This is a genomic window from Rathayibacter tanaceti (genome assembly GCF_009834165.1).
Taxonomy (GTDB): domain Bacteria; phylum Actinomycetota; class Actinomycetes; order Actinomycetales; family Microbacteriaceae; genus Rathayibacter; species Rathayibacter tanaceti.
Window position 1 is genome coordinate 2,050,295 of sequence record NZ_CP047186.1, and the last position, 17,744, is coordinate 2,068,038.

Consider the following 17,744-nt stretch of genomic DNA (forward strand, 5'->3'; position numbering starts at 1 on the left):
CGCGCTCCCCTGCCCGTGGCGCTGCGCGGCCGGTCCGGAGGGAGCCGCTAGGGTGCCTCGCATGCGCCGTCCCGCCGTCCTCCTCGTCGTCAGCCTCACGGCGGTGCTCCTCGCCGGCTGCGCCCCGTCCGCCGCGCCGGAGCCGAGCGCGAGCGGTGCCGTGACCGGCACGCCGATCCCGCTCTCGTGCGAGCAGCTGGTGCCCGCCTCCGCACTCGAAGGCCTGTGGAACGGCTTCTCCCCCGCCGACGACGTCGAGCCGACCGATGTCTCGCGCGAGATCGCCCAGTACGACGGCCTGCTCTGCGGCTGGTCCGACGGATCGGGAGCCGAGCTCCAGCTCGCCGTCGCGCACCTGGATCCGGACGTCATCGAGGCCCTCAAGAACGAGTTCTTCACCACCAGCAAGGCCGTGCCCACCTACGGCAGACCGCCGCAGATCGAGGGCTATTACCAGGTGGCCGACGGTCGGGGAGTCGCCGATGCGTTCGTCGGCGAGTACTGGGTCGAGGCGTCCAGTGCCTCCTTCGTCGAGCCCGGCGACCCCGAGCCTCTGGTGCGAGCGGCACTCGCCGCTCTCGGCGGCTGAGCTCCGGCGTCAGCCCAGGCGCACCGGTGAGACGTGGTCGTCCTCGAGCGCTTCGTCGCACTCGGCCTCGACGCGCATCGCGGTGAGCGACAGGTCGGTGAGGTAGCTGCTGAGGAACGCCGTGTCGGCGGTGTCCCGCCCCGACGCGATGCGGAGCATCGACCCGCGCGGAGCGAGCCGCGTCGCGTCGATGACGTGCCAGGCCCCGCCCACCCACGCCTCCGTCACCGCGTGGAAGTCGCGCGGCCGGAGCGCGGGCGCGTAGACAGCGCTCACCCGCGCGGGGATGTCGAGCGCGCGCAGGAGCGCGGTGGCGGTGTGCGCGAAGTCGCGGCAGACTCCCTCGCCGCTCTCGATCACCTGCACCGCCCCGCCGGTGCCCACCGTCGAGCCGTAGACATAGGAGAGGCGGCCGTGCACCCACTCCTCGACCGCGGTCAGCGCCTCGAAGCCCTTCGCCCGCCCGAACTCGCGGCGAGCGATCCCGCCGAGCAGGTCCGCCTCCGCGTACCGGCTGGGACGCAGGTACTCGACCAGCTCCAGCTCGCTCGGCTCGTCGGGAGCTCCGTGTCCGGCGACGCGCGCCGTGTACTCGACCCGTAGCGCTCCCTGGGCGCCTGCCGCGCGGTGGATCCGGGCTCCGTGCCGCCCGGGGAACTCGCGCACGGGCAGCGGCTCGCCGTTGAGGCGCACCGCGAGGGAGTCGTCGAAGGAGTCGCCGGTCGGCGTCGCCGCGATCAGCAGGACGAGGTCCGTCGGACCGTCCAGACGCAGGTCCAGCGAGGCGGAGACAGTGCGCAGCATGCCTCCATCGTGGCACGCGCGGGGCGCGCTCCTCGGGGTCGGGGCCCGCCCGACCGGGTGCTAATGTGGTCAGGCACTCCTGGCCCCCATAGCTCAGGGGATAGAGCACTGCCCTCCGGAGGCAGGGGCGTAGGTTCGAATCCTACTGGGGGCACCACTCCTCGCGGCCGGTCGCCCGAGCCGGAGGCCCTCCTCAGAGTGAGGCATCCTGCGCCGTGACGCACGGTGCAGCGGTGCCCATGCTCCCGTCGGTCGGCGCGGACACGACGACGGCCCGGGATCAGGGTTCCCGGGCCGTCGTCGCTCAGCGATGCCGTCGCGCTGGTCGGCGCCGGCCCGCTCTCACTCGTACAGGTGGAAGGTGCTCGCGCAGGCCGCCGAGCAGAAGGTGTCGCGCCGTCGGGCGGTCGCTGTCCCGCAGGCCTCGCAGCGACCACGACCCAGGATCCGCGAGAGGACCCCCCGTGGAGGCGGTGCGACCACAGAGGACACGACGACGGTTGGCGTGACGCGGATGGTCGCCGCCGCTCCGCTGCTTGCGTCGAGGTGGATCGGGTCGGCGACGATTGTGGAGGGCTGTATCCGCTGTTCTTCCGGTCGGGTAACCATACGGAGGAACGCTAGGCCAGCAGCCTGAGAGATCACGACGGGGTTGACGCGCGAGCGCTCACGGATGCCGAGGATTCGGCATGGGCGAACCGTGTGCGCGGCCGGCCCGGTGAGCGACGGCGCCACAGGTGGCGCTCCGCACGAGCGCACCCGACGGGATCGAGCTGGGTCAGGACGCGCTGGGGTGCGGCAGAGGATCGATCGCGGCCACGCCGGGTCTCATCCGCTCGCTCCGCGGCACCGAGCGCGGACGACACCGGTCGGTGCGGAACGGGAGCAGCAGAAGCATGACGGGGAGCAGGACGATCCACAGGACGACCGAGAGGGCGAGACGCACCCAGATCGAGAGGAACGAGAACATGTGGTGTGCCGCCCCCGGGTGACGGTGAAGTGAACAGCGCGAACAGTGTCGTCGGGCTTCCGAGGAGAAGGAGAGAAGAAGAGCGCCACGGTTAGCGCAGGTCCCGCCACCGCTCGGCCACTTCCTCTTCTCTTCGGCGCCGACCCACGATCGGAGGGGTCGGGCCCGCGGATCCGCTCCGCGCCTACCGCCGGCGCCGGTCTCCTGTGAACCATCGCACCGGACACGCGGCGTCCACGTCTGTGATCCTGAGAACCGAGCCGTAGGGTGAGCGCGTGAAAATCCTTGTCGTCGAAGACGATCCAGCCATGGGCGAGGCCCTCGTCGACGGACTCGAAGACGCCGGCTACGAGGCCGTGCTGACCACGAACGGCATCGACGCGCTCGTCGCGTTCACCAACGCCGAGTTCTCGGCGGCCATCGTCGACGTGATGCTCCCCGCCATGTCCGGCTTCGAGATCTGCCGACGGATCCGTGAACTGGGGCGACCCACGCCGATCATGCTGCTCACCGCGCGCGACGCGATCGAGGACCGCGTGTTCGGACTCGACGCCGGTGCCGACGACTACCTCACCAAGCCGTTCGCGTTCACCGAGCTCAACGCCCGCCTCCGCGCCCTACTGCGCCGCAGCCCCTCCCTGATGTCGACATCGATCGATGTCGGGAGGATCACCGTCGACGGCTCGAGCATCCGCCGCACCGCCGACGGCTCGCGCATCCACGTCAGCCCCAAAGAGCTCGAGCTCCTCAAGCTGCTGATCTCCCCCGTCGGTTCCGTCGTCACGCGCCAGCGGATCCTCGCCGAGATCTGGGGCGGAGGCGAGATCGTCGACAACAACATCGTCGACCAGTACGTCAGCTACCTCCGCAAGAAGCTGCCGACGGAGGACACCGGCGTCAGCATCGTGACCGTGCGCGGCAAGGGCTACTTCCTCCGCCCGGTCGAGTAGCCCGTGACGGAGGCGAGTACCGCACGCCGTCGCTCCGGCGCGCTGTCGATCCGCGCGAGGATCACCGTCGGAACCGTCGCGGTGGCCACCGTGCTCTTCGCGCTCTCCGCGGTCCTCTTCCACCAGGTCGTCTCCGGGATCGTCGACCGCAGCGAGCGCACCATCCTGATGTCGATTGAGGACGAGGTCCGCCGCGACATCTCGGTGGGCAACGTGCCGCAGAACCGGGGGCCCTCGACCGGCCAGCTGTTCCTCGCGCTGGCGCCTGACGGCGCAGTCAGCACATCGACCATGCCCTCGCGGCTGGCCGACAGGGTGCGCACTGCCCTGACGGAGGAGCCGGCGGGTGCGTCCGTGCGATTCATCGAGGTGACGACACCGGACACCCGCTACCTCGTGCGGATCAGTGCGGTCGAGAGCGCCCAGGGGGTCTGGCAGGTCGCCTCCGCGCGCGATCAGGCCGCGTCGCAGCTCGTGCTTGACGACTTCGCGCATGTCCTGGTCTACGCCGCGATCTTCCTCGTCGTCACCTTCGGCCTGGCCTCGTGGATCCTGACCGGCGCGGCCCTCGCCCCCGTGCGGCGGATGCGCGCCCGCGCGGACCAGATTGCCGCCGATCCCGGGCAGGGTGATCAGCTCCCCGTCGTCGGGACCCGTGACGAGATCGACGAGCTGGCGGTGACGCTCAACGCGTTCCTGACCAAGCAGACCGCGTCGCTCGCTCGCGAGAAGCAGATGGTGTCGGACGCCAGCCACGAGCTGCGGACGCCGCTCGCCGCACTCTCGGCGCAACTCGAGATCGCGCACCACCGGGTCGACGACTCCGCCGCGGTGGACCGCGTGATCCTGGACGCGCAGAAGAGCGTCGACCGGCTCGTCCGGCTCGCCTCCGCGCTACTGGACATCTCGCGCATCGAGAGCCGCACAGTGCGGCCGACCGCCCCTTTCTCGGAGCTGGTGGACGAGCTGGTCGGCGCCGTCGACCGCACCCGCCTGCTCGCCTCCGAATCGGGGGTCGAGATCGACTACGAGATCGACGAGCGGGAGCCGGCGCGCCTGTACGCGGTGGCCGCTCAGGACTTCGGCCGTGTCATCGACAACCTCGTCCGCAACGCGATCCAGGCCCTGCGGGGTGGAGGGATGATCGTGGCCGCGCTGAGCCAGCAGGACGGGCGACTCCTGCTGAGCGTCTCGGACGACGGACCGGGCATGCCCGCCGCGTTCATCCCGGTCGCCTTCGACCGCTTCTCGCGCCCGGACGACTCCCGGGCCCTCGCCTCCGGCGGCAGCGGGCTGGGTCTGGCCCTGGTGCACACCACGGTCGTCTCGGCGGGCGGCACCGTCACCCTCGCGAACCGCTCTCCCCGCGGTCTGGCGGTGGACATCGTCCTTCCGCCGGTCGGCTCGGCCTGAGGCGCGGGCCAGGTCGGGGAACGACGAAGGCCCCCGGCGGACCGGGGGCCTGGGTGACGGCGTCAGCGCTGGTCGTCCTCGGGGCGGACGGGCTGCGGCTCGCCCGTCGCCGGCGGCGGCGACCACAGCGCCTGAGGAGCCTCCGCCGCTGCTCCGCGGCCGTCGAGCAGCGTGCGGGCCCGGTTCACGACCTCGGGGTCGACGAGCACGGAGTAGCTCGTCGCGATCACCTGCATGGTCGAGGTGAAGTCGCGACGGCGGCGGTTCACGGCATAGGAGGCGAGACCGAAGAGCATCCCGAAGCCCGCTCCGAGGAGCACGGCAGCGACAAGGAACGAGAACTCGGTCGTCGGGGAGAAGATGATGAGCAGCAGGCCGAGGAACACTCCGAGCCACGCACCGGAGGCAGCTCCCGCGAGCGCAACACGGCCCCAGGTGAGCTTGCCGGTCACGCGCTCGACGCTTTTGAGCTCGTTCCCGATGATCGCCAACTGCCTCACCGGGAAGTCCGCGCGGGCGAGGACGTCGACGGCGGCCTGGGCCTCCTGGTAGGTCTCGAACGTCGCGAGGATCTCCCCGCGGGGGATGGTCGGGAAGGCCGGACCTCGGCCGTTGAACGGCGTCTGCTGAGTCACCCGTTCAGGGTGGCACAGCAGACTTGAAGGATTCTGGACGGATCTGGGGAGCAGGCCGAGGACGAACCGAGAAGGCTCGGCGTCCACCCGGTCGTGCGGGTCTAGGTTTGTAGCCGTGAGTTCCGCCAGAGTCTTCGTCGCGCGCTTGGCCGGATGCAGTGTCTTCGACCCCGCCGGCGATCGTGTCGGCAAGGTCCGCGACGTGCTCCTGGTCTACCGGCAGAACGACGCGCCCCGCGTCGTAGGACTCGTCGTCGAGATCCCCGGGCGGAGGCGGGTGTTCGTGTCGATCGGCCGCGTCACCAGCATCGGCAGCGGCCAGATCATCACCACCGGGCTGATCAACGTGCGCCGCTTCGAACAGCGCGGTGGCGAAGTCCGGGTGATCGCGGAGCTGCTCGGCCGCCGGGTCAGCTTCGTCGACGGCTCGGGCGACGCCACTGTCGAGGACGTCGCGATCGAGGAGGCGGCACCCGGTGAATGGGAGCTCGCGCAGCTCTTCGTCCGCCGACCCAAGACGAGTCCCTCCCCCTTCGCCAAGGGCGCCACCGCGTTCGCCGGTTGGCGCGAGGTGCGCGAGAGCGTCTCGACTGAGGCGCAGTCGGCGGAGCAGTACGTCGCGAGCCTCTCCGAGCTCAAGCCCGCCGACCTCGCCAGCACGCTCCTCGATCTCCCGCAGCAGCGGATGCTCGAGGTGGCCGGCGAACTCTCCGACGACCGCCTCGCGGACGTCCTCGAGGAGATGCCCGAGAGCGAACAGGTCGAGATTCTCGGACAGCTGGACGACGACCGTGCGGCCGACGTCCTCGACCAGATGCAGCCCGACGACGCCGCCGACCTCATCGCGCAGCTCTCCGAGGAGCGCGGCGAGGCGCTTCTCGAACTGATGGAGCCGGAGGAGGCGGACGACGTCCGCATGCTCCTCAGCTACGCCCCTGAGTCCGCGGGCGGCCTGATGACGACCGAGCCGATCATCGTCTCCTCCGAGGCGACGGTCGCCGAGGGCCTCGCCCTCATCCGGCGCCACGAGCTCGCCCCCGCCCTGGGCGCGGCGGTCTGCGTCACGCTACCGCCCTACGAGCCGCCGACCGGACGCTTCCTCGGCATGGTCCACTTCCAGCGGATGCTCCGCTATCCCCCGCACGAGCGGCTCGGCACGCTGCTGGATCAGAGCATGGACCCGATCACTCCGGAGACGTCCGCGGCCGAAGTCGCCCGGATCCTGGCGAGCTACAACCTCGTCTCGGTGCCCGTGGTGGACGCCTCCCACCGCCTCGTGGGGGTCGTCACGATCGACGACGTGCTCGACTATCTCCTCCCCGACGACTGGCGCAGCCACGGCGACGACGACGAACCGCGGAAGCCGGTCACCACGGCGACGCAGGGAATCCCGCTCGTGCCGCCCGCGCCGGCGACGAGCAGGACACGACGAGGACGGAGGGGTGCACGTGGCTAGGGACAGCAAGCAGGATCGGCGGCTCGACGCCCCGAAGGGGTTGCGCACCCGGGTGCTCTCGCGGCGCGGCCGGCCGAGCAGCGATCGCTTCGGCCGTCTGACGGAGTCGTTCGCGCGCGGCATGGGCACCCCGTGGTTCCTGGTCGGAATGACGATCTTCTGCGTCTTCTGGCTGATGTTCAACACCTACGGCCCCGAGGACGCGCGCTTCGATTCGCAGGCCCTCGGCTTCACGGTGCTGACCCTGATCCTGTCGCTGCAGGCGTCCTACGCGGCTCCGCTGCTCCTGCTCGCGCAGAACCGCCAGGACGACCGCGACCGCGTGCAGATCGAGCAGGACCGCCAGCGCGCCGAGCGCAACCTGGCCGATACCGAGTATCTGGCACGCGAGGTCGTGGCGCTCCGCCTCGCGATCCGCGACATGGCCAGCAAGGACTTCATCCGCTCGGAGCTGCGCGGCCTGCTCGAAGAGCTCGAGAAGGACCGGACCGCGACGTCCGAGCGCAGCGATGCCTGAGCCGACTGCTCTCGAGCACGCGGTCCTGACGGCCCTCGGAGGCGTCGCCGACCCCGAGATCCGCCGGCCGATCACCGAACTCGACATGGTCGAGTCGGTGGCGGCGACCGCGGACGGCGCGGTGCGGGTCGCGATCCGACTCACGATCACGGGCTGCCCCGCGGCCTCCGCCATCGAGCGCGACGTCCGCGAGGCGAGCGCTGCGGTGGCCGGAGTCACGGCCGTCGATGTCGCGGTCGGCGTCATGACACCTGCGCAGCGTACGGCTCTGACGGAGCGCCTCAGAGGCGCCCGGCGCAGCATACCGTTCGGTCCGGACTCGCTCACCCGTGTCTACGCTGTGACCAGCGGCAAGGGCGGCGTGGGGAAGTCGACGGTGACGGCCAACCTTGCGGTGGCCCTCGCGCGCCGCGGCCTCGCGGTCGGCCTGGTCGACGCCGACGTGCACGGCTTCTCCATACCCGGGCTGCTCGGCCTGATGCACGAGGGACACGTGGCCGGACCGACCCGGGTCGGCGAGCTGATGCTCCCCCCGGTCGCCCACGGCGTGAAGGTGATCTCGATCGGGATGTTCCTGGAGGGCGACACCCGCGGAGCCGCCGTGTCCTGGCGCGGACCGATGCTGCACCGCACCATCTCGCAGTTCCTCACCGACGTCTACTTCGGCGACCTCGATGTGCTCCTGCTCGATCTGCCACCGGGAACGGGAGACGTGGCGATCTCGATCGGTCAGCTCCTCCCCCATGCGGAGGTGCTGATCGTGACCACTCCGCAGCCGGCCGCCGCCGACGTGGCCGAGCGCAGCGGCGCCCTCGCCCGGCAGTCGGGTCAGCGCATCATCGGAGTCGTCGAGAACATGTCCGGCCTTCCGCAGCCGGACGGCTCGGTGCTCGAGCTCTTCGGCAGCGGTGGTGGCGCAGAGGTCGCCCGTCGTCTGAGCGCCTCCGGCGACGCGGTCCCTCTCCTGGGATCTCTGCCGATCAGCGTCGCGCTGAGGGAGGGAGGCGACGCGGGCGTTCCGGTCGTCGTCGGCGACCCGGAGGATCCCGCCGCCAAGGCGATCGACGCGCTGGCGCACACGCTGGCGGCACGCCCCCGGGGCCTCACCGGCCGACGGCTGCCGATCGCGGTCGACTGAGACGCGCGTCCACGCGCGGGGACGTGCTGCCGCTCAGGTGGCCTCGGAGTCGATCGGCGGCGGCGCGACACTCGAGAGGGTCCCCGTGCCGACGGAGCGCTGCATCGTCGTGTAGTAGCTGTCCTGGGCGGAGCCGGTGCCTCCCGCGACCACCGGTGCAGCGACGGCGGTCGGCGGCTTCACGGTCGGAGTCGGATCGTCGTCGTCGAGGAGGGCGTCGCGGATGATCCGACGAGGGTCGTACTGCCGCGGGTCGAGCTTGCGCCAGTCGACCTCGTTGAACTCCTCGCCCATTTCGTCCTTGACGCGCTCGCGCGCCTGGGTGGCGAACCCGCGCATCTTGCGCACCAGCTGGCCGAGCTGCGAGGCGTAGTACGGAAGACGATCCGGACCCAGCACGAAGACCGCGATCACTCCGATGATGAGGAGCTTGTCGAACGTCAAACCGAACACGAGGACAACACTAACCCGCCGCGCCTCCCCCGCGGAGCGCGCGCGCCACCGTAGCCTGACGGTGCCCGGGCGCGACCCGTCCGGCGCACCGATCAGAGGAGCCCACCCGTGTCCGACAAGGATGCCAACTGGAAGTACGCCGAGGACGCGATCGTCGAGTCCGAGGGCATCGCCTCGGCCCGCCGGCTCTCGGTCGAGCTGGGCATCGACGCGGTCTCCCCCTCGATCGGCGCGCAGTCCGCACTGGTCGCGGCGGCCGCGCGCGCCACCTCCATCATCGAGATCGGCACCGGCACCGGCGTCAGCGGCCTCTGGCTTCTGGACGGCGCTCCCGAGGCGATGCTCACCTCCATCGATTCGGAGGCGGTGCATCAGCAGCACGCGCGCACCCAGTTCCACGAGGCCGGCGTCTCCCCCAACCGCCTCCGCCTCATCCCGGGGCGCGCCCTCGAGGTGCTGCCTCGGATGAACGAGAACTCGTACGACATCGTGTTCGTCGACGGCGACCCGCTGCAAGTGATCGAGAACGTCGAGCACGCCCTGCGCCTCGTCCGGCCGGGCGGCACCGTGCTCGTCCCGCACGCGCTGTGGCGTGGGCGCGTGGCCAACCCGGCGCAGCGCGACGAGATCGCGACCGCCTTCCGCACGCTCGTGGCCGAGATCTGCGGATCCCCCGCCGTGGTCAGCGTGCTGTCGCCAATCGGCGACGGTCTGCTCCAGGCCAACAAGCGCCGCGCCTGAGCGACCGGAGACCGGCTCGCTGCACCCGTCGACGAGGGAACGCCCGCCGCACGGTGTGCGACGGGCGTTCTCGACGGTGCGGATCAGGCGGGAGACACCACCGACGCGAGCGCGTCGTGCAGCTCTTTCGCCTCTGCATCGTTGACCGAGACGACGAGGCGTCCGCCTCCTTCGAGCGGAACGCGCACGACGATGAGTCGGCCCTCCTTAACAGCCTCCATCGGTCCGTCTCCGGTCCTCGGCTTCATGGCCGCCATAGAGTTCCCCTTTCGTGACGAATCCCTCTATTATCGTGCATCCGCGCGGGTGTTCCGAACCGTCGCGCCCATCGAGAGCCGGGCCGGGATCACGGCGGAGTCCAGTCGCCGCTGGTCACGGACCAGCAGAGCGAGATCCAGGCGATCTGACCGCCGATGCCGAGCAGCACCAGCAGCACGCGGAACACGGGCGACCGCGGGACCGCGAGTGCCCCGACGAGCGGGAACATCGGCCCGAGCAGTCGGAACGTGCTCGACTGCGGGAAGAAGAACGCGAACAGGTACAGCCCGTAGCCGGCGATCCAGGCACGGCTGAAGACGTCGAGCCTCCGCGTCCACGGCGCCGCGAGCGCGGCCACGAAGACCACGACCAGCAGGACCACCAGCAGGATGCCGACCGCAGGCGCCTGGAACCACCAGGAGCCCCACCACGATCCGCCCTGGAACCACGGAGTCAACGGCAGGAGCTCCTGGTAGCCGATGTAGACCGAGCGCCAGGCCAGCTCCGTGTCGGTGTACGCGGTCACCGATCCCGTCACGACCCAGGCGATCGCGGGCCAGAGGAACCCGACGACCAGGCCCCACAGCGTGAGGCCGACCGCGGGCAGCCACTGCGCCCGGGGGAACGGCTCCTTCGCACGGCGCACGATCCGGTAGACGACGTACAGACCGGAGGCGGCGGCGACGGCGAGTCCGCTCGGCCGCGTCAGCCCCAGCAGAAGCACGACCGGCACCACCGCGACCCAGCGGCGACGCACCAGGAGCAGCAGCATGATCGTGGTCAGCATCATCGCCATCGACTCGGCGTACGCGAGCTGGAGCAGAGGAGAGGTCGGCGCCACGCAGAAGAGCAGTACGGCGGCGAGCGACTGCGACTCGCTGAGCGAGTGCCGGAGGAGGCGGTAGAGCACGAGGCAGGCGACCGCTCCGCAGATCACCGAGACGGTGACAGCGGCCGGCGCCCAGGCGAGGCCGGTGAGAGCCATGACGGCCTTCACGACGGCCGGGTAGAGCGGCATGAACGCCCAGGCGTTCTCTCCGACGTGGCCCGTCTCGGTGATCGGGAGTACGGAGGGATAGCCGCTCGCCGCGATGATCTCGTACCAGCGCGCGTCCCACATCGACGCGAAGGCGGAGTAGGAGGGCGACGGGCCGGTCCACGGGTTCGCCTCCTGCATCGACGCGAAACGGAGGAGGATGACGGTCGTGACGACCCGGGTCGCGAGGTACACGGCGAGCACCCCGGCCCACCACGGCACCGAGCGCAGGCGGGACCGGACCGGCGCGGGCGTGATCATCGTGCTCACGGGGCCGCCGTCAGCCATCGGCGCAGGCCTTCTGCGCAGGCCGTGATCTCGCGCACCGCCACCCGTTCGTCGTCAGCGTGGGCGCGGAGGGGGTCTCCCGGTCCGTAGTTGACGGCGGGGATGCCCATCGCCGAGAAGCGCGCGACGTCCGTCCAGCCGTACTTGGGTCGTGCCTCCGCCTCGACGGCGGCCAGGAACGCCTGCGCGAGCGGGGCGTCGAGACCGGGCCGAGCGCCCTCGGCGAGATCGGCGACCTCGACCTCGAAGCCCTCGAAGAGCTCGCGGAGGTGGGCGATCGCCTCCTCTCCGGTGCGGTCGGGCGCGAAGCGGTAGTTCACCTGCACGGTGCAGAGATCGGGGATGACGTTGCCCGCGACTCCGCCGACGATGCTCACGGCGTTCACCCCCTCTCGGTAGACCAGGCCCTCGACCTCGACCGAGCGCGGTTCGTAGGCGGCGAGCCGCGCGAGCACCGGCGCTGCCGCGTGGACGGCGTTCTCGCCGACCCAGCTGCGGGCGGAGTGGGCGCGCACGCCCCGGGTGAACACCTCGACCCGCAGGGTCCCGTTGCAGCCGCCCTCCACGGTGCCGCCGGTCGGCTCGCCGAGCAGAGCGAAGTCGGCGGTGAAGAGGTCCGGCCGGCGACGCGAGAGACGGCCGAGGCCGTTCAGATCGGAGGCGACCTCCTCGTTGTCATACCACATCCAGGTGATGTCGACGGCGGGCTCGACGAGCTCCGCCGCGAGCACGAGCTGCACGGCGACTCCGGCCTTCATGTCGACGGTGCCGCGGCCGACGAGGTGGTCGACACCGTCAATCGCCCGGGCGACGACAGGGAGGTTGTCGTTGATCGGCACCGTGTCGAGGTGGCCGGCGATCACGACCCGCTGTGCTCGCCCGACGTTCGTCCTCGCGACGACGGTGTGCCCATCGCGGATGACCTCGAGGTGGCCGTACTGCTCAAGCGCCCGCTGTACGGCGTCGGCGATCTCGAGCTCGTCCCCCGAGACGGACGGGATGTCGCAGAGCACCCGGGTGAGGGCGACCGGATCGGTGCGCAGATCGAGCGGAGGGGCGGTGGTCTGGTCGGCCATGGGCACCAGGGTAGCGGCAGCACCCTCCGCGCTACCCTGGGTCGCATGACGCCCGAGCACTCCGCAGACTCCGCCTCGCCCGCCTCCGCCTGGGGCTACGGGCTCGCCACGATCGCCGCCGACGACACCGTCCTCGACACCTGGTTCCCGGAGCCGCGGCTCGGTGCGATCCCAGCCGGACGCGACCCGTGGATCGTGCCCGCCGAGTTCGAGGAGCAGGCCGGCGAGGACCCCCGGCGCGAGGTCCGCATCGATGTCGTGACGCTCCAGATCGACATCCAGGCGCCGCCCGCCTCCACCTCCGACGCCTACCTGCGCCTGCACCTGCTCTCGCACCTGCTCGTGCGACCGAACGACGTGAACCTTGACGGCGTCTTCGCGCACCTGCCCACCGTGGTCTGGACCAATGCGGGCCCCGTCTCGCCCGAGTCGTTCACCCGCCTACGTCCTTCGCTCCGTCGCCACGGGATCCAGGCGACCGGCATCGACAAGTTCCCCCGACTCACCGACTACGTGACCCCCGAGAAGGTGCGCATCGCCGACACGTCGCGCGTGCGGCTCGGCGCGCACCTCGCCCCTGGCACCACGGTCATGCACGAGGGCTTCGTCAACTTCAACGCGGGCACGCTCGGCAGCTCGATGGTCGAGGGGCGGATCTCACAGGGCGTCGTCGTCGGCGACGGGTCGGACGTCGGGGGCGGGGCCTCGATCATGGGCACCCTCTCCGGCGGAGGCGTCCAGCGAATCTCGGTCGGCGCTCGGGCGCTGCTCGGCGCCAACTCCGGCATCGGCATCTCGATCGGGGACGACACGGTCGTCGAGGCCGGCCTCTACATCACCGCGGGCACCAAGGTCGTGCTGATCGGCTCGGCACCGCTGCCCGACGGCCGACCGCGGACCGCGAAGGCCGCACAGCTCTCGGGCGTGCCGAACATGCTGTTCCGCCGCAACTCCCTCACCGGCGCCGTCGAGGTGCTCCCCCGCACGGGCGCGGGCGCCGAACTCAACGCGGCGCTGCACGCCTGACCGGCCGGCCCTCGCGCTCGAAGGGCCGCGGACCGGCGAGGGAACCGGCGGCTGCTCGCTCCCTCGCAGGTCGGGATTCCCTCGAGCGATACGGTCAGCGGCCGGAAGGCCAGTGGCGCTCGGGCGAGCCGATGTAGAGCTGCTGGGGTCGGCCGATCTTGGTCTGCTTGTCGGTGTTCATCTCGCGCCAGTGGGCGATCCAACCCGGGAGGCGGCCGATCGCGAAGAGCACGGTGAACATCCGGGGCGGGAAGCCCATCGCCTTGTAGATCACTCCGGTGTAGAAGTCGACGTTGGGATAGAGGCGACGCTCCTTGAAGTAGTCGTCCTCGAGCGCCAGGGCCTCGAGCTCCATCGCGATGTCGAGAAGCGGATCCTTGACGCCGAGCGCCTGCAGCACCTCGGAGGCGCTCTCCTTGACCAGCTTGGCGCGCGGGTCGTAGTTCTTGTAGACCCGGTGGCCGAAGCCCATCAGACGCACGCCCTCCTCCTTGTTCTTCACCCGCTCGACGAAGGTCGACACGCTCTCGCCCGACTCGCGGATGCGGCCGAGCATCGTGAGCACGGCCTCGTTGGCCCCGCCGTGCAGCGGGCCGAAGAGAGCGTTGATGCCGGCAGACACGGAGGCGTAGAGGTTCGCCTCGGTGGAGCCGACGAGGCGGACGGTCGAGGTCGACGCGTTCTGCTCGTGGTCCTCGTGCAGGATCAGCAGGCGGTCGAGCGCTTTCGAGAGGACCGGATCGACCTCGTACTTCTCGGCCAGGGTGCCGAAGTTCAGCCGCAGGAAGTTGTCGACGAAGCTCAGCGAGTTGTCCGGGTAGAGGAACGCCTGGCCGATGCTCTTCTTGTGCGCGTACGCGGCCATCACCGGCAGCTTCGCGAGGAGACGGATGGTGGTCAGCTCGACCGCCTCCGGATCCTTCGGGTTGGAGCTGTCCTCGTAGTAGGTCGAGAGAGCCGAGACCCCGGCCGAGAGGACCGACATCGGGTGCGCGCTGTGCGGAAGAGCGTCGAAGAAGCGCTTGAGGTCCTCGTGCAGGAGAGTGTGCCGGCGGATGCTCTCGTCGAAGCCGGCGAGCTCGTCGGCGGTCGGCAGCTCGCCGTAGATCAACAGCCACGCCACCTCGAGGTACGTCGCGCTGGTGGCGACCTCCTCGATCGGGTAGCCGCGGTAGCGGAGGATCCCCTGATCACCGTCGATGTACGTGATCTGCGACTTCGTCGCCGCGGTGTTCACGAAGCCGTAGTCGAGCGACATGAACCCGGTCTGCTTCGACAGGGTCGAGAAGTCGATGCTCGACGAGCCGTCCACGCTGCGCAGGACCGGGAAGTCCGCGGTCCGATCGCCGAAGGTGAGCGTGACCTTCTCGGGGAACTCCTGCTCCACCGGCGACGAGGGCTGCGGCTCTGCGCTCTCGGTGGCGGGCTCGGGGGAACCCACCGTCGCGGTTCCTTCGCTCTGCGTGCCGGATTCGGTCACAACGCCTCCCAGGTCGTCGCGGTCGCACCCCGGAAGCGCTCGCACGGAGCGGGCGGCGCCGGGTCTGGATCGTGGTGCAGCCGGGCCCTCGTGAGGCGCCGTCGACCGAACCGCATACAGCCTATGGGCAAAGCCCGGGCACTGTGACATCGCCCAGCGCTGGGTCCAGGTCTTTGTCGGAGGGGGCCAGGAAGCCTGGTGACCGACTCAGGAAGCGCCGGTCAGGCGCGCGACGGCGGCGTCGATCCGCTCGTCGGAGGCGGTCAGCGACAGCCGGACGTGCTCGGGCGACCCATCACCGTAGAAGACGCCGGGGCCCGCGAGGATCCCCCTCTGCGCGAGCCGCTCGATCGACTCCCAGGCCGGGCGGCCCTCGGTCGCCCACAGGTAGAGGCCGGCCTCACTGCGGTCGATGCGGAAGCCCGCGGACTCGAGGGCGGGGCGCAGGCGATCGCGGCGCGAGCGGTAGCGCTCCTTCTGCTCCGTGACGTGCTCGTCGTCGGAGAGGGCGACCACCATCGCCTCCTGAAGCGGCGCGGGAACGATCATGCCGGCGTGCTTGCGCACGGTGAGGAGGCGGCGGATCAGCGCCGCGTCCCCGGCGACGAAGGCCGCGCGGTAGCCGGCGAGGTTCGACTGCTTGCTCAGCGAGTAGACACCGAGGACGCCGCGGCGGTCCTCCCCCACGACCCGCGGGTCGAGGATGCTCGGGATCGGCTCGTCGGCCCAGCGGCCGTCCCAGCCCAGCTCGGCGTAGCACTCGTCGCCCGCGATCACGGCGCCCAGCTCGCGGGCGCGCGCCACGGCGCGCCGGAGGACGGGCACGTCGAGCACAGCTCCGTCCGGATTGCCGGGCGAGTTCAGCCAGACCAGCCCGGTGCGCTCCGGCCACTCGTCCGGGTCGTCGGAGGCGAGCGCCTCGGCGCCGGCGATGGCCGCACCCATCGCATAGGTGGGGTACGCGGCGCGCGGATGCACCACGACGTCACCCTCGCCGAGGCCGAGCAGGAAGGGCAGCCACGCGACCAACTCCTTCGAACCGATGGTCGGGAGCACCTCGTCGGTTCCCAGCCCGGGCACGCCGCGGCGACGCGCATACCAGGCCGTCACGGCCGCGCGCAGGGCCGGCGTGCCGATCGTGGTCGGATAGGAGTGGGCATCCGTCGCGCGGGCGAGCGCCTCGCGGATCGGCGCGGGGGTGGGATCGACGGGAGAGCCGATTGAGAGGTCGACAGCACCGCCGGGATGCGCGGCGGCCAGCCGGGCGAAGGGGGCCATCTGGTCCCAGGGGTAGTCGGGGAGTTCGCGAAGCGCCATGACCGCTCCCGCTCAGTGCTTCTGCGGAGGGAGGACGGCGATGACCGGGTGGTCCTTCGCGATCACGCCGACCTTGGCGGCTCCGCCGGGCGAGCCGATCTCGTCGAAGAACTCGACGTTGGCCTTGTAGTAGTCGGACCACTCCTCGGGCAGGTCGTCCTCGTAGTAGATCGCCTCGACGGGGCAGACCGGCTCGCAGGCGCCGCAGTCGACGCATTCGTCGGGATGGATGTAGAGCGAGCGCTCGCCTTCGTAGATGCAGTCGACCGGGCACTCGTCGATGCAGGCGCGGTCTTTGACATCGACGCACGGAAGTGCGATCACGTAGGTCACGGTCGTCCAGGTCCCTTCGAACAGTGTCTCTATCGTACGGGGGCCGACGGGGCGTCGATGCCGGTGAGCGGCTCGACGGGCGCCGGCGTGCGCAGCCGCGGCCAGGCGATCACGACCAGTGCGATCAGCGCCGGGAGGAAGGTCCAGGCGACGCCGAGGCCGTTGGCCGGCACCAGGACGGATCCGCCGGCGCTGCGCAGGGCGAGCAGCCCCACCATGGTGAGCAGGCCCATCGCCGTGCAGAAGGCGACGAAGCGGTCGACCAGGACCAGCCGGAGCCCGAGCAGGAGCAGGAGCACCCCGGCGAGCGAGGCGAGGAGTCCGAGCGGCAGCACGACCGAGCCGATCGAAACGGTGCTCTGGTGAGCGACGGTCGTGATCGCTCCGGCGACCGCACCGACCAGCACTCCGACCACGCCCGAGAGAAGCCGCGAGCCGAGTGTCGGCCGCTCGACGGTGGCGATCTCGGTGGCGGAGGCGTGCGTCGAGGGGCGGAAGCGCTCGACGCGGCCGATCGCGAACGCCGGGCCGCTCGAGAGCCGCGCCTCGTCCCCCTCGACCACGAGCTGGGTCGCGTGCGCCTGGAACGCGGCGCGCTTGCGGGCGTAGTCCTCGGGAGAGAGCTCGATCACGACGTCGCCGGGCTCCGGAGGCGCGGCCTCGGGGAGGACGGCGAGCAGGCGCAGCCCCAGGAGCTCGGCGGCGCGCTCGGCGATCCGCGCGGTGCGCACGTGGTCGGGGTGACCGTAGCCTCCGCCCGCGTCGTAGGAGAGGACCACTCCGGCGTCGACCTGCCGGAGGACAGCGACGAGGTCGGCGATCTCCTCCTCCTCGGTCGCGGCGATGAGGGAGTCGGGTTGGACCGGCTCGAGCGGGACGGGAACGCGGCCAGGGCCCCACTGCATGCCCGAATCGCGGTAGACGCGGGGAGCGAGGCCGGGAGCACGGGCCCCGGTGTCGCCGAGGAAGCGGTGGTCGCCCACTCCGAGCGCCGTGAGCGCGACGACCAGCTCGGCGGTGCGGTGCGCGGCGAGTTCGTCCGAGCCCTTGAGCGGAGCGAGGTCGTCGGGGATCACCTCGCCGCACTCGCCGCGGGTGGCCGTGACCACCGTGACCGCGGCCCCCTGCGCCACGAGTCGCGCCAGCGTGCCGCCCATGGTGATCGTCTCGTCGTCGGGGTGGGCGTGCACGGCGACCACCCGTTCGGCTGCTGCGTCTCGGCCCGCGTCCACTCTCCGCCTCTCGTCCTGCCCGATGCCCGGCG

At 70.9% G+C, this 17,744-nt stretch carries 19 protein-coding genes and 1 tRNA gene; 9 read left to right on the plus strand and 11 right to left on the minus strand.

Annotation, left to right across the window (positions count from 1 at the left end; all coding sequences use genetic code 11):
- Positions 1 to 61: 61 nt before the first annotated feature.
- Complete coding sequence (locus GSU10_RS09640; RefSeq protein WP_068208280.1) at positions 62 to 589, plus strand: hypothetical protein; 528 nt, start codon at positions 62 to 64, stop codon at positions 587 to 589.
- A gap of 9 nt (positions 590 to 598) precedes the next feature.
- Here GSU10_RS09640 and GSU10_RS09645 read toward each other — a convergent pair whose 3' ends face one another.
- Positions 599 to 1,393: a transglutaminase-like domain-containing protein gene (locus tag GSU10_RS09645; protein ID WP_068208284.1), complete on the minus strand. Its 795-nt coding sequence runs from the start codon at positions 1,391 to 1,393 to the stop codon at positions 599 to 601.
- Positions 1,394 to 1,475: 82 nt separating this feature from the next.
- On the opposite strand from GSU10_RS09645, the gene GSU10_RS09650 reads away from it, so the two are divergent.
- A tRNA-Arg gene (locus GSU10_RS09650) sits at positions 1,476 to 1,550 on the plus strand.
- A gap of 621 nt (positions 1,551 to 2,171) precedes the next feature.
- Here GSU10_RS09650 and GSU10_RS09655 read toward each other — a convergent pair.
- Positions 2,172 to 2,363, minus strand: a complete 192-nt coding sequence (locus tag GSU10_RS09655; protein ID WP_068208287.1) for a hypothetical protein — start codon at positions 2,361 to 2,363, stop codon at positions 2,172 to 2,174.
- Between the two features lie 308 nt (positions 2,364 to 2,671).
- On the opposite strand from GSU10_RS09655, the gene GSU10_RS09660 reads away from it, so the two are divergent.
- Together GSU10_RS09660 and GSU10_RS09665 are read left to right on the plus strand one after the other, a co-directional pair.
- A complete protein-coding gene (locus GSU10_RS09660) occupies positions 2,672 to 3,313 on the plus strand; it encodes a response regulator transcription factor (RefSeq protein ID WP_132504101.1) in 642 nt (213 codons plus the stop codon).
- 3 nt (positions 3,314 to 3,316) lie between these two features.
- Positions 3,317 to 4,726, plus strand: a complete 1,410-nt coding sequence (locus GSU10_RS09665; protein WP_082844956.1) for a sensor histidine kinase — start codon at positions 3,317 to 3,319, stop codon at positions 4,724 to 4,726.
- A 62-nt stretch (positions 4,727 to 4,788) separates the two neighbouring features.
- Here GSU10_RS09665 and GSU10_RS09670 read toward each other — a convergent pair whose 3' ends face one another.
- Entirely contained in the window at positions 4,789 to 5,361 is a 573-nt protein-coding gene (locus tag GSU10_RS09670; protein WP_082844957.1) for a YflT domain-containing protein, read from the minus strand.
- Between the two features lie 115 nt (positions 5,362 to 5,476).
- Between GSU10_RS09670 and GSU10_RS09675 the strand changes: the two genes are divergently transcribed.
- The 3 genes from GSU10_RS09675 to GSU10_RS09685 are packed head-to-tail and all read left to right on the plus strand — an operon-like array spanning position 5,477 to position 8,472.
- Positions 5,477 to 6,817 carry a magnesium transporter MgtE N-terminal domain-containing protein gene (locus tag GSU10_RS09675; RefSeq protein WP_068208292.1) on the plus strand — a complete coding sequence of 447 codons (1,341 nt, stop codon included), beginning with the start codon at positions 5,477 to 5,479 and terminating at the stop codon, positions 6,815 to 6,817.
- Entirely contained in the window at positions 6,810 to 7,334 is a 525-nt protein-coding gene (locus tag GSU10_RS09680; RefSeq protein WP_068208350.1) for a DUF1003 domain-containing protein, read from the plus strand. The genes GSU10_RS09675 and GSU10_RS09680 overlap by 8 nt, the downstream gene beginning before the upstream one ends.
- Positions 7,327 to 8,472 carry an Mrp/NBP35 family ATP-binding protein gene (locus GSU10_RS09685; protein ID WP_132504099.1) on the plus strand — a complete coding sequence of 382 codons (1,146 nt, stop codon included), beginning with the start codon at positions 7,327 to 7,329 and terminating at the stop codon, positions 8,470 to 8,472. Before GSU10_RS09680 ends, GSU10_RS09685 begins: the two co-directional genes overlap by 8 nt.
- A gap of 33 nt (positions 8,473 to 8,505) precedes the next feature.
- On the opposite strand, the gene GSU10_RS09690 is transcribed toward GSU10_RS09685, so the two are convergent.
- A complete protein-coding gene (locus GSU10_RS09690; RefSeq protein WP_068208293.1) occupies positions 8,506 to 8,925 on the minus strand; it encodes a twin-arginine translocase TatA/TatE family subunit in 420 nt (139 codons plus the stop codon).
- A 108-nt stretch (positions 8,926 to 9,033) separates the two neighbouring features.
- Between GSU10_RS09690 and GSU10_RS09695 the strand changes: the two genes are divergently transcribed.
- On the plus strand, positions 9,034 to 9,666 hold the full coding sequence (locus GSU10_RS09695) for an O-methyltransferase (protein WP_068208296.1): 633 nt from the start codon (positions 9,034 to 9,036) through the stop codon (positions 9,664 to 9,666).
- Between the two features lie 83 nt (positions 9,667 to 9,749).
- On the opposite strand, the gene GSU10_RS09700 is transcribed toward GSU10_RS09695, so the two are convergent.
- The 3 genes from GSU10_RS09700 to dapE form a co-directional block, all read right to left on the minus strand.
- Entirely contained in the window at positions 9,750 to 9,923 is a 174-nt protein-coding gene (locus GSU10_RS09700) for a DUF3117 domain-containing protein (RefSeq protein WP_068208299.1), read from the minus strand.
- 89 nt (positions 9,924 to 10,012) lie between these two features.
- Positions 10,013 to 11,248 (minus strand): hypothetical protein, encoded by a 1,236-nt coding sequence (locus GSU10_RS09705; RefSeq protein ID WP_068208302.1) that lies wholly within the window; start codon positions 11,246 to 11,248, stop codon positions 10,013 to 10,015.
- A complete protein-coding gene (gene dapE / locus GSU10_RS09710) occupies positions 11,227 to 12,324 on the minus strand; it encodes a succinyl-diaminopimelate desuccinylase (protein WP_068208305.1) in 1,098 nt (365 codons plus the stop codon). The genes GSU10_RS09705 and dapE overlap by 22 nt, the downstream gene beginning before the upstream one ends.
- A 45-nt stretch (positions 12,325 to 12,369) precedes the next feature.
- Between dapE and dapD the strand changes: the two genes are divergently transcribed.
- Positions 12,370 to 13,350 carry a 2,3,4,5-tetrahydropyridine-2,6-dicarboxylate N-succinyltransferase gene (gene dapD, locus GSU10_RS09715; protein WP_132504097.1) on the plus strand — a complete coding sequence of 327 codons (981 nt, stop codon included), beginning with the start codon at positions 12,370 to 12,372 and terminating at the stop codon, positions 13,348 to 13,350.
- A 94-nt stretch (positions 13,351 to 13,444) separates the two neighbouring features.
- Here dapD and GSU10_RS09720 read toward each other — a convergent pair whose 3' ends face one another.
- The 4 genes from GSU10_RS09720 to GSU10_RS09735 all read right to left on the minus strand — a co-directional run bounded on the left by GSU10_RS09720 (position 13,445) and on the right by GSU10_RS09735 (position 17,712).
- A complete protein-coding gene (locus GSU10_RS09720) occupies positions 13,445 to 14,737 on the minus strand; it encodes a citrate synthase (RefSeq protein ID WP_068208353.1) in 1,293 nt (430 codons plus the stop codon).
- Between the two features lie 300 nt (positions 14,738 to 15,037).
- The gene (gene dapC, locus GSU10_RS09725; RefSeq protein WP_068208308.1) at positions 15,038 to 16,147 is read right to left on the minus strand and encodes a succinyldiaminopimelate transaminase; all 1,110 of its coding nucleotides are present in this window, start codon (positions 16,145 to 16,147) and stop codon (positions 15,038 to 15,040) included.
- 12 nt (positions 16,148 to 16,159) lie between these two features.
- Positions 16,160 to 16,480 (minus strand): ferredoxin, encoded by a 321-nt coding sequence (fdxA, locus tag GSU10_RS09730; RefSeq protein WP_068208310.1) that lies wholly within the window; start codon positions 16,478 to 16,480, stop codon positions 16,160 to 16,162.
- A gap of 29 nt (positions 16,481 to 16,509) precedes the next feature.
- A complete protein-coding gene (locus GSU10_RS09735; RefSeq protein ID WP_068208312.1) occupies positions 16,510 to 17,712 on the minus strand; it encodes a PIG-L family deacetylase in 1,203 nt (400 codons plus the stop codon).
- Positions 17,713 to 17,744 lie beyond the last annotated feature (32 nt).

Excerpts from the sequence above, each read along its gene's own strand:
- GSU10_RS09655 (WP_068208287.1), bottom strand. The coding sequence starts at position 2,363 with ATGTTCTCGTTCCTCTCGATCTGGGTGCGTCTCGCCCTCTCGGTCGTC.
- GSU10_RS09640 (WP_068208280.1), top strand. The coding sequence starts at position 62 with ATGCGCCGTCCCGCCGTCCTCCTCGTCGTCAGCCTCACGGCGGTGCTC.
- GSU10_RS09705 (WP_068208302.1), bottom strand. The coding sequence starts at position 11,248 with ATGGCTGACGGCGGCCCCGTGAGCACGATGATCACGCCCGCGCCGGTC.
- dapC (WP_068208308.1), bottom strand. The coding sequence starts at position 16,147 with ATGGCGCTTCGCGAACTCCCCGACTACCCCTGGGACCAGATGGCCCCC.
- GSU10_RS09645 (WP_068208284.1), bottom strand. The coding sequence starts at position 1,393 with ATGCTGCGCACTGTCTCCGCCTCGCTGGACCTGCGTCTGGACGGTCCG.
- GSU10_RS09685 (WP_132504099.1), top strand. The coding sequence starts at position 7,327 with ATGCCTGAGCCGACTGCTCTCGAGCACGCGGTCCTGACGGCCCTCGGA.
- GSU10_RS09660 (WP_132504101.1), top strand. The coding sequence starts at position 2,672 with ATGGGCGAGGCCCTCGTCGACGGACTCGAAGACGCCGGCTACGAGGCC.
- dapE (WP_068208305.1), bottom strand. The coding sequence starts at position 12,324 with ATGGCCGACCAGACCACCGCCCCTCCGCTCGATCTGCGCACCGATCCG.
- dapD (WP_132504097.1), top strand. The coding sequence starts at position 12,370 with ATGACGCCCGAGCACTCCGCAGACTCCGCCTCGCCCGCCTCCGCCTGG.
- GSU10_RS09700 (WP_068208299.1), bottom strand. The coding sequence starts at position 9,923 with ATGGCGGCCATGAAGCCGAGGACCGGAGACGGACCGATGGAGGCTGTT.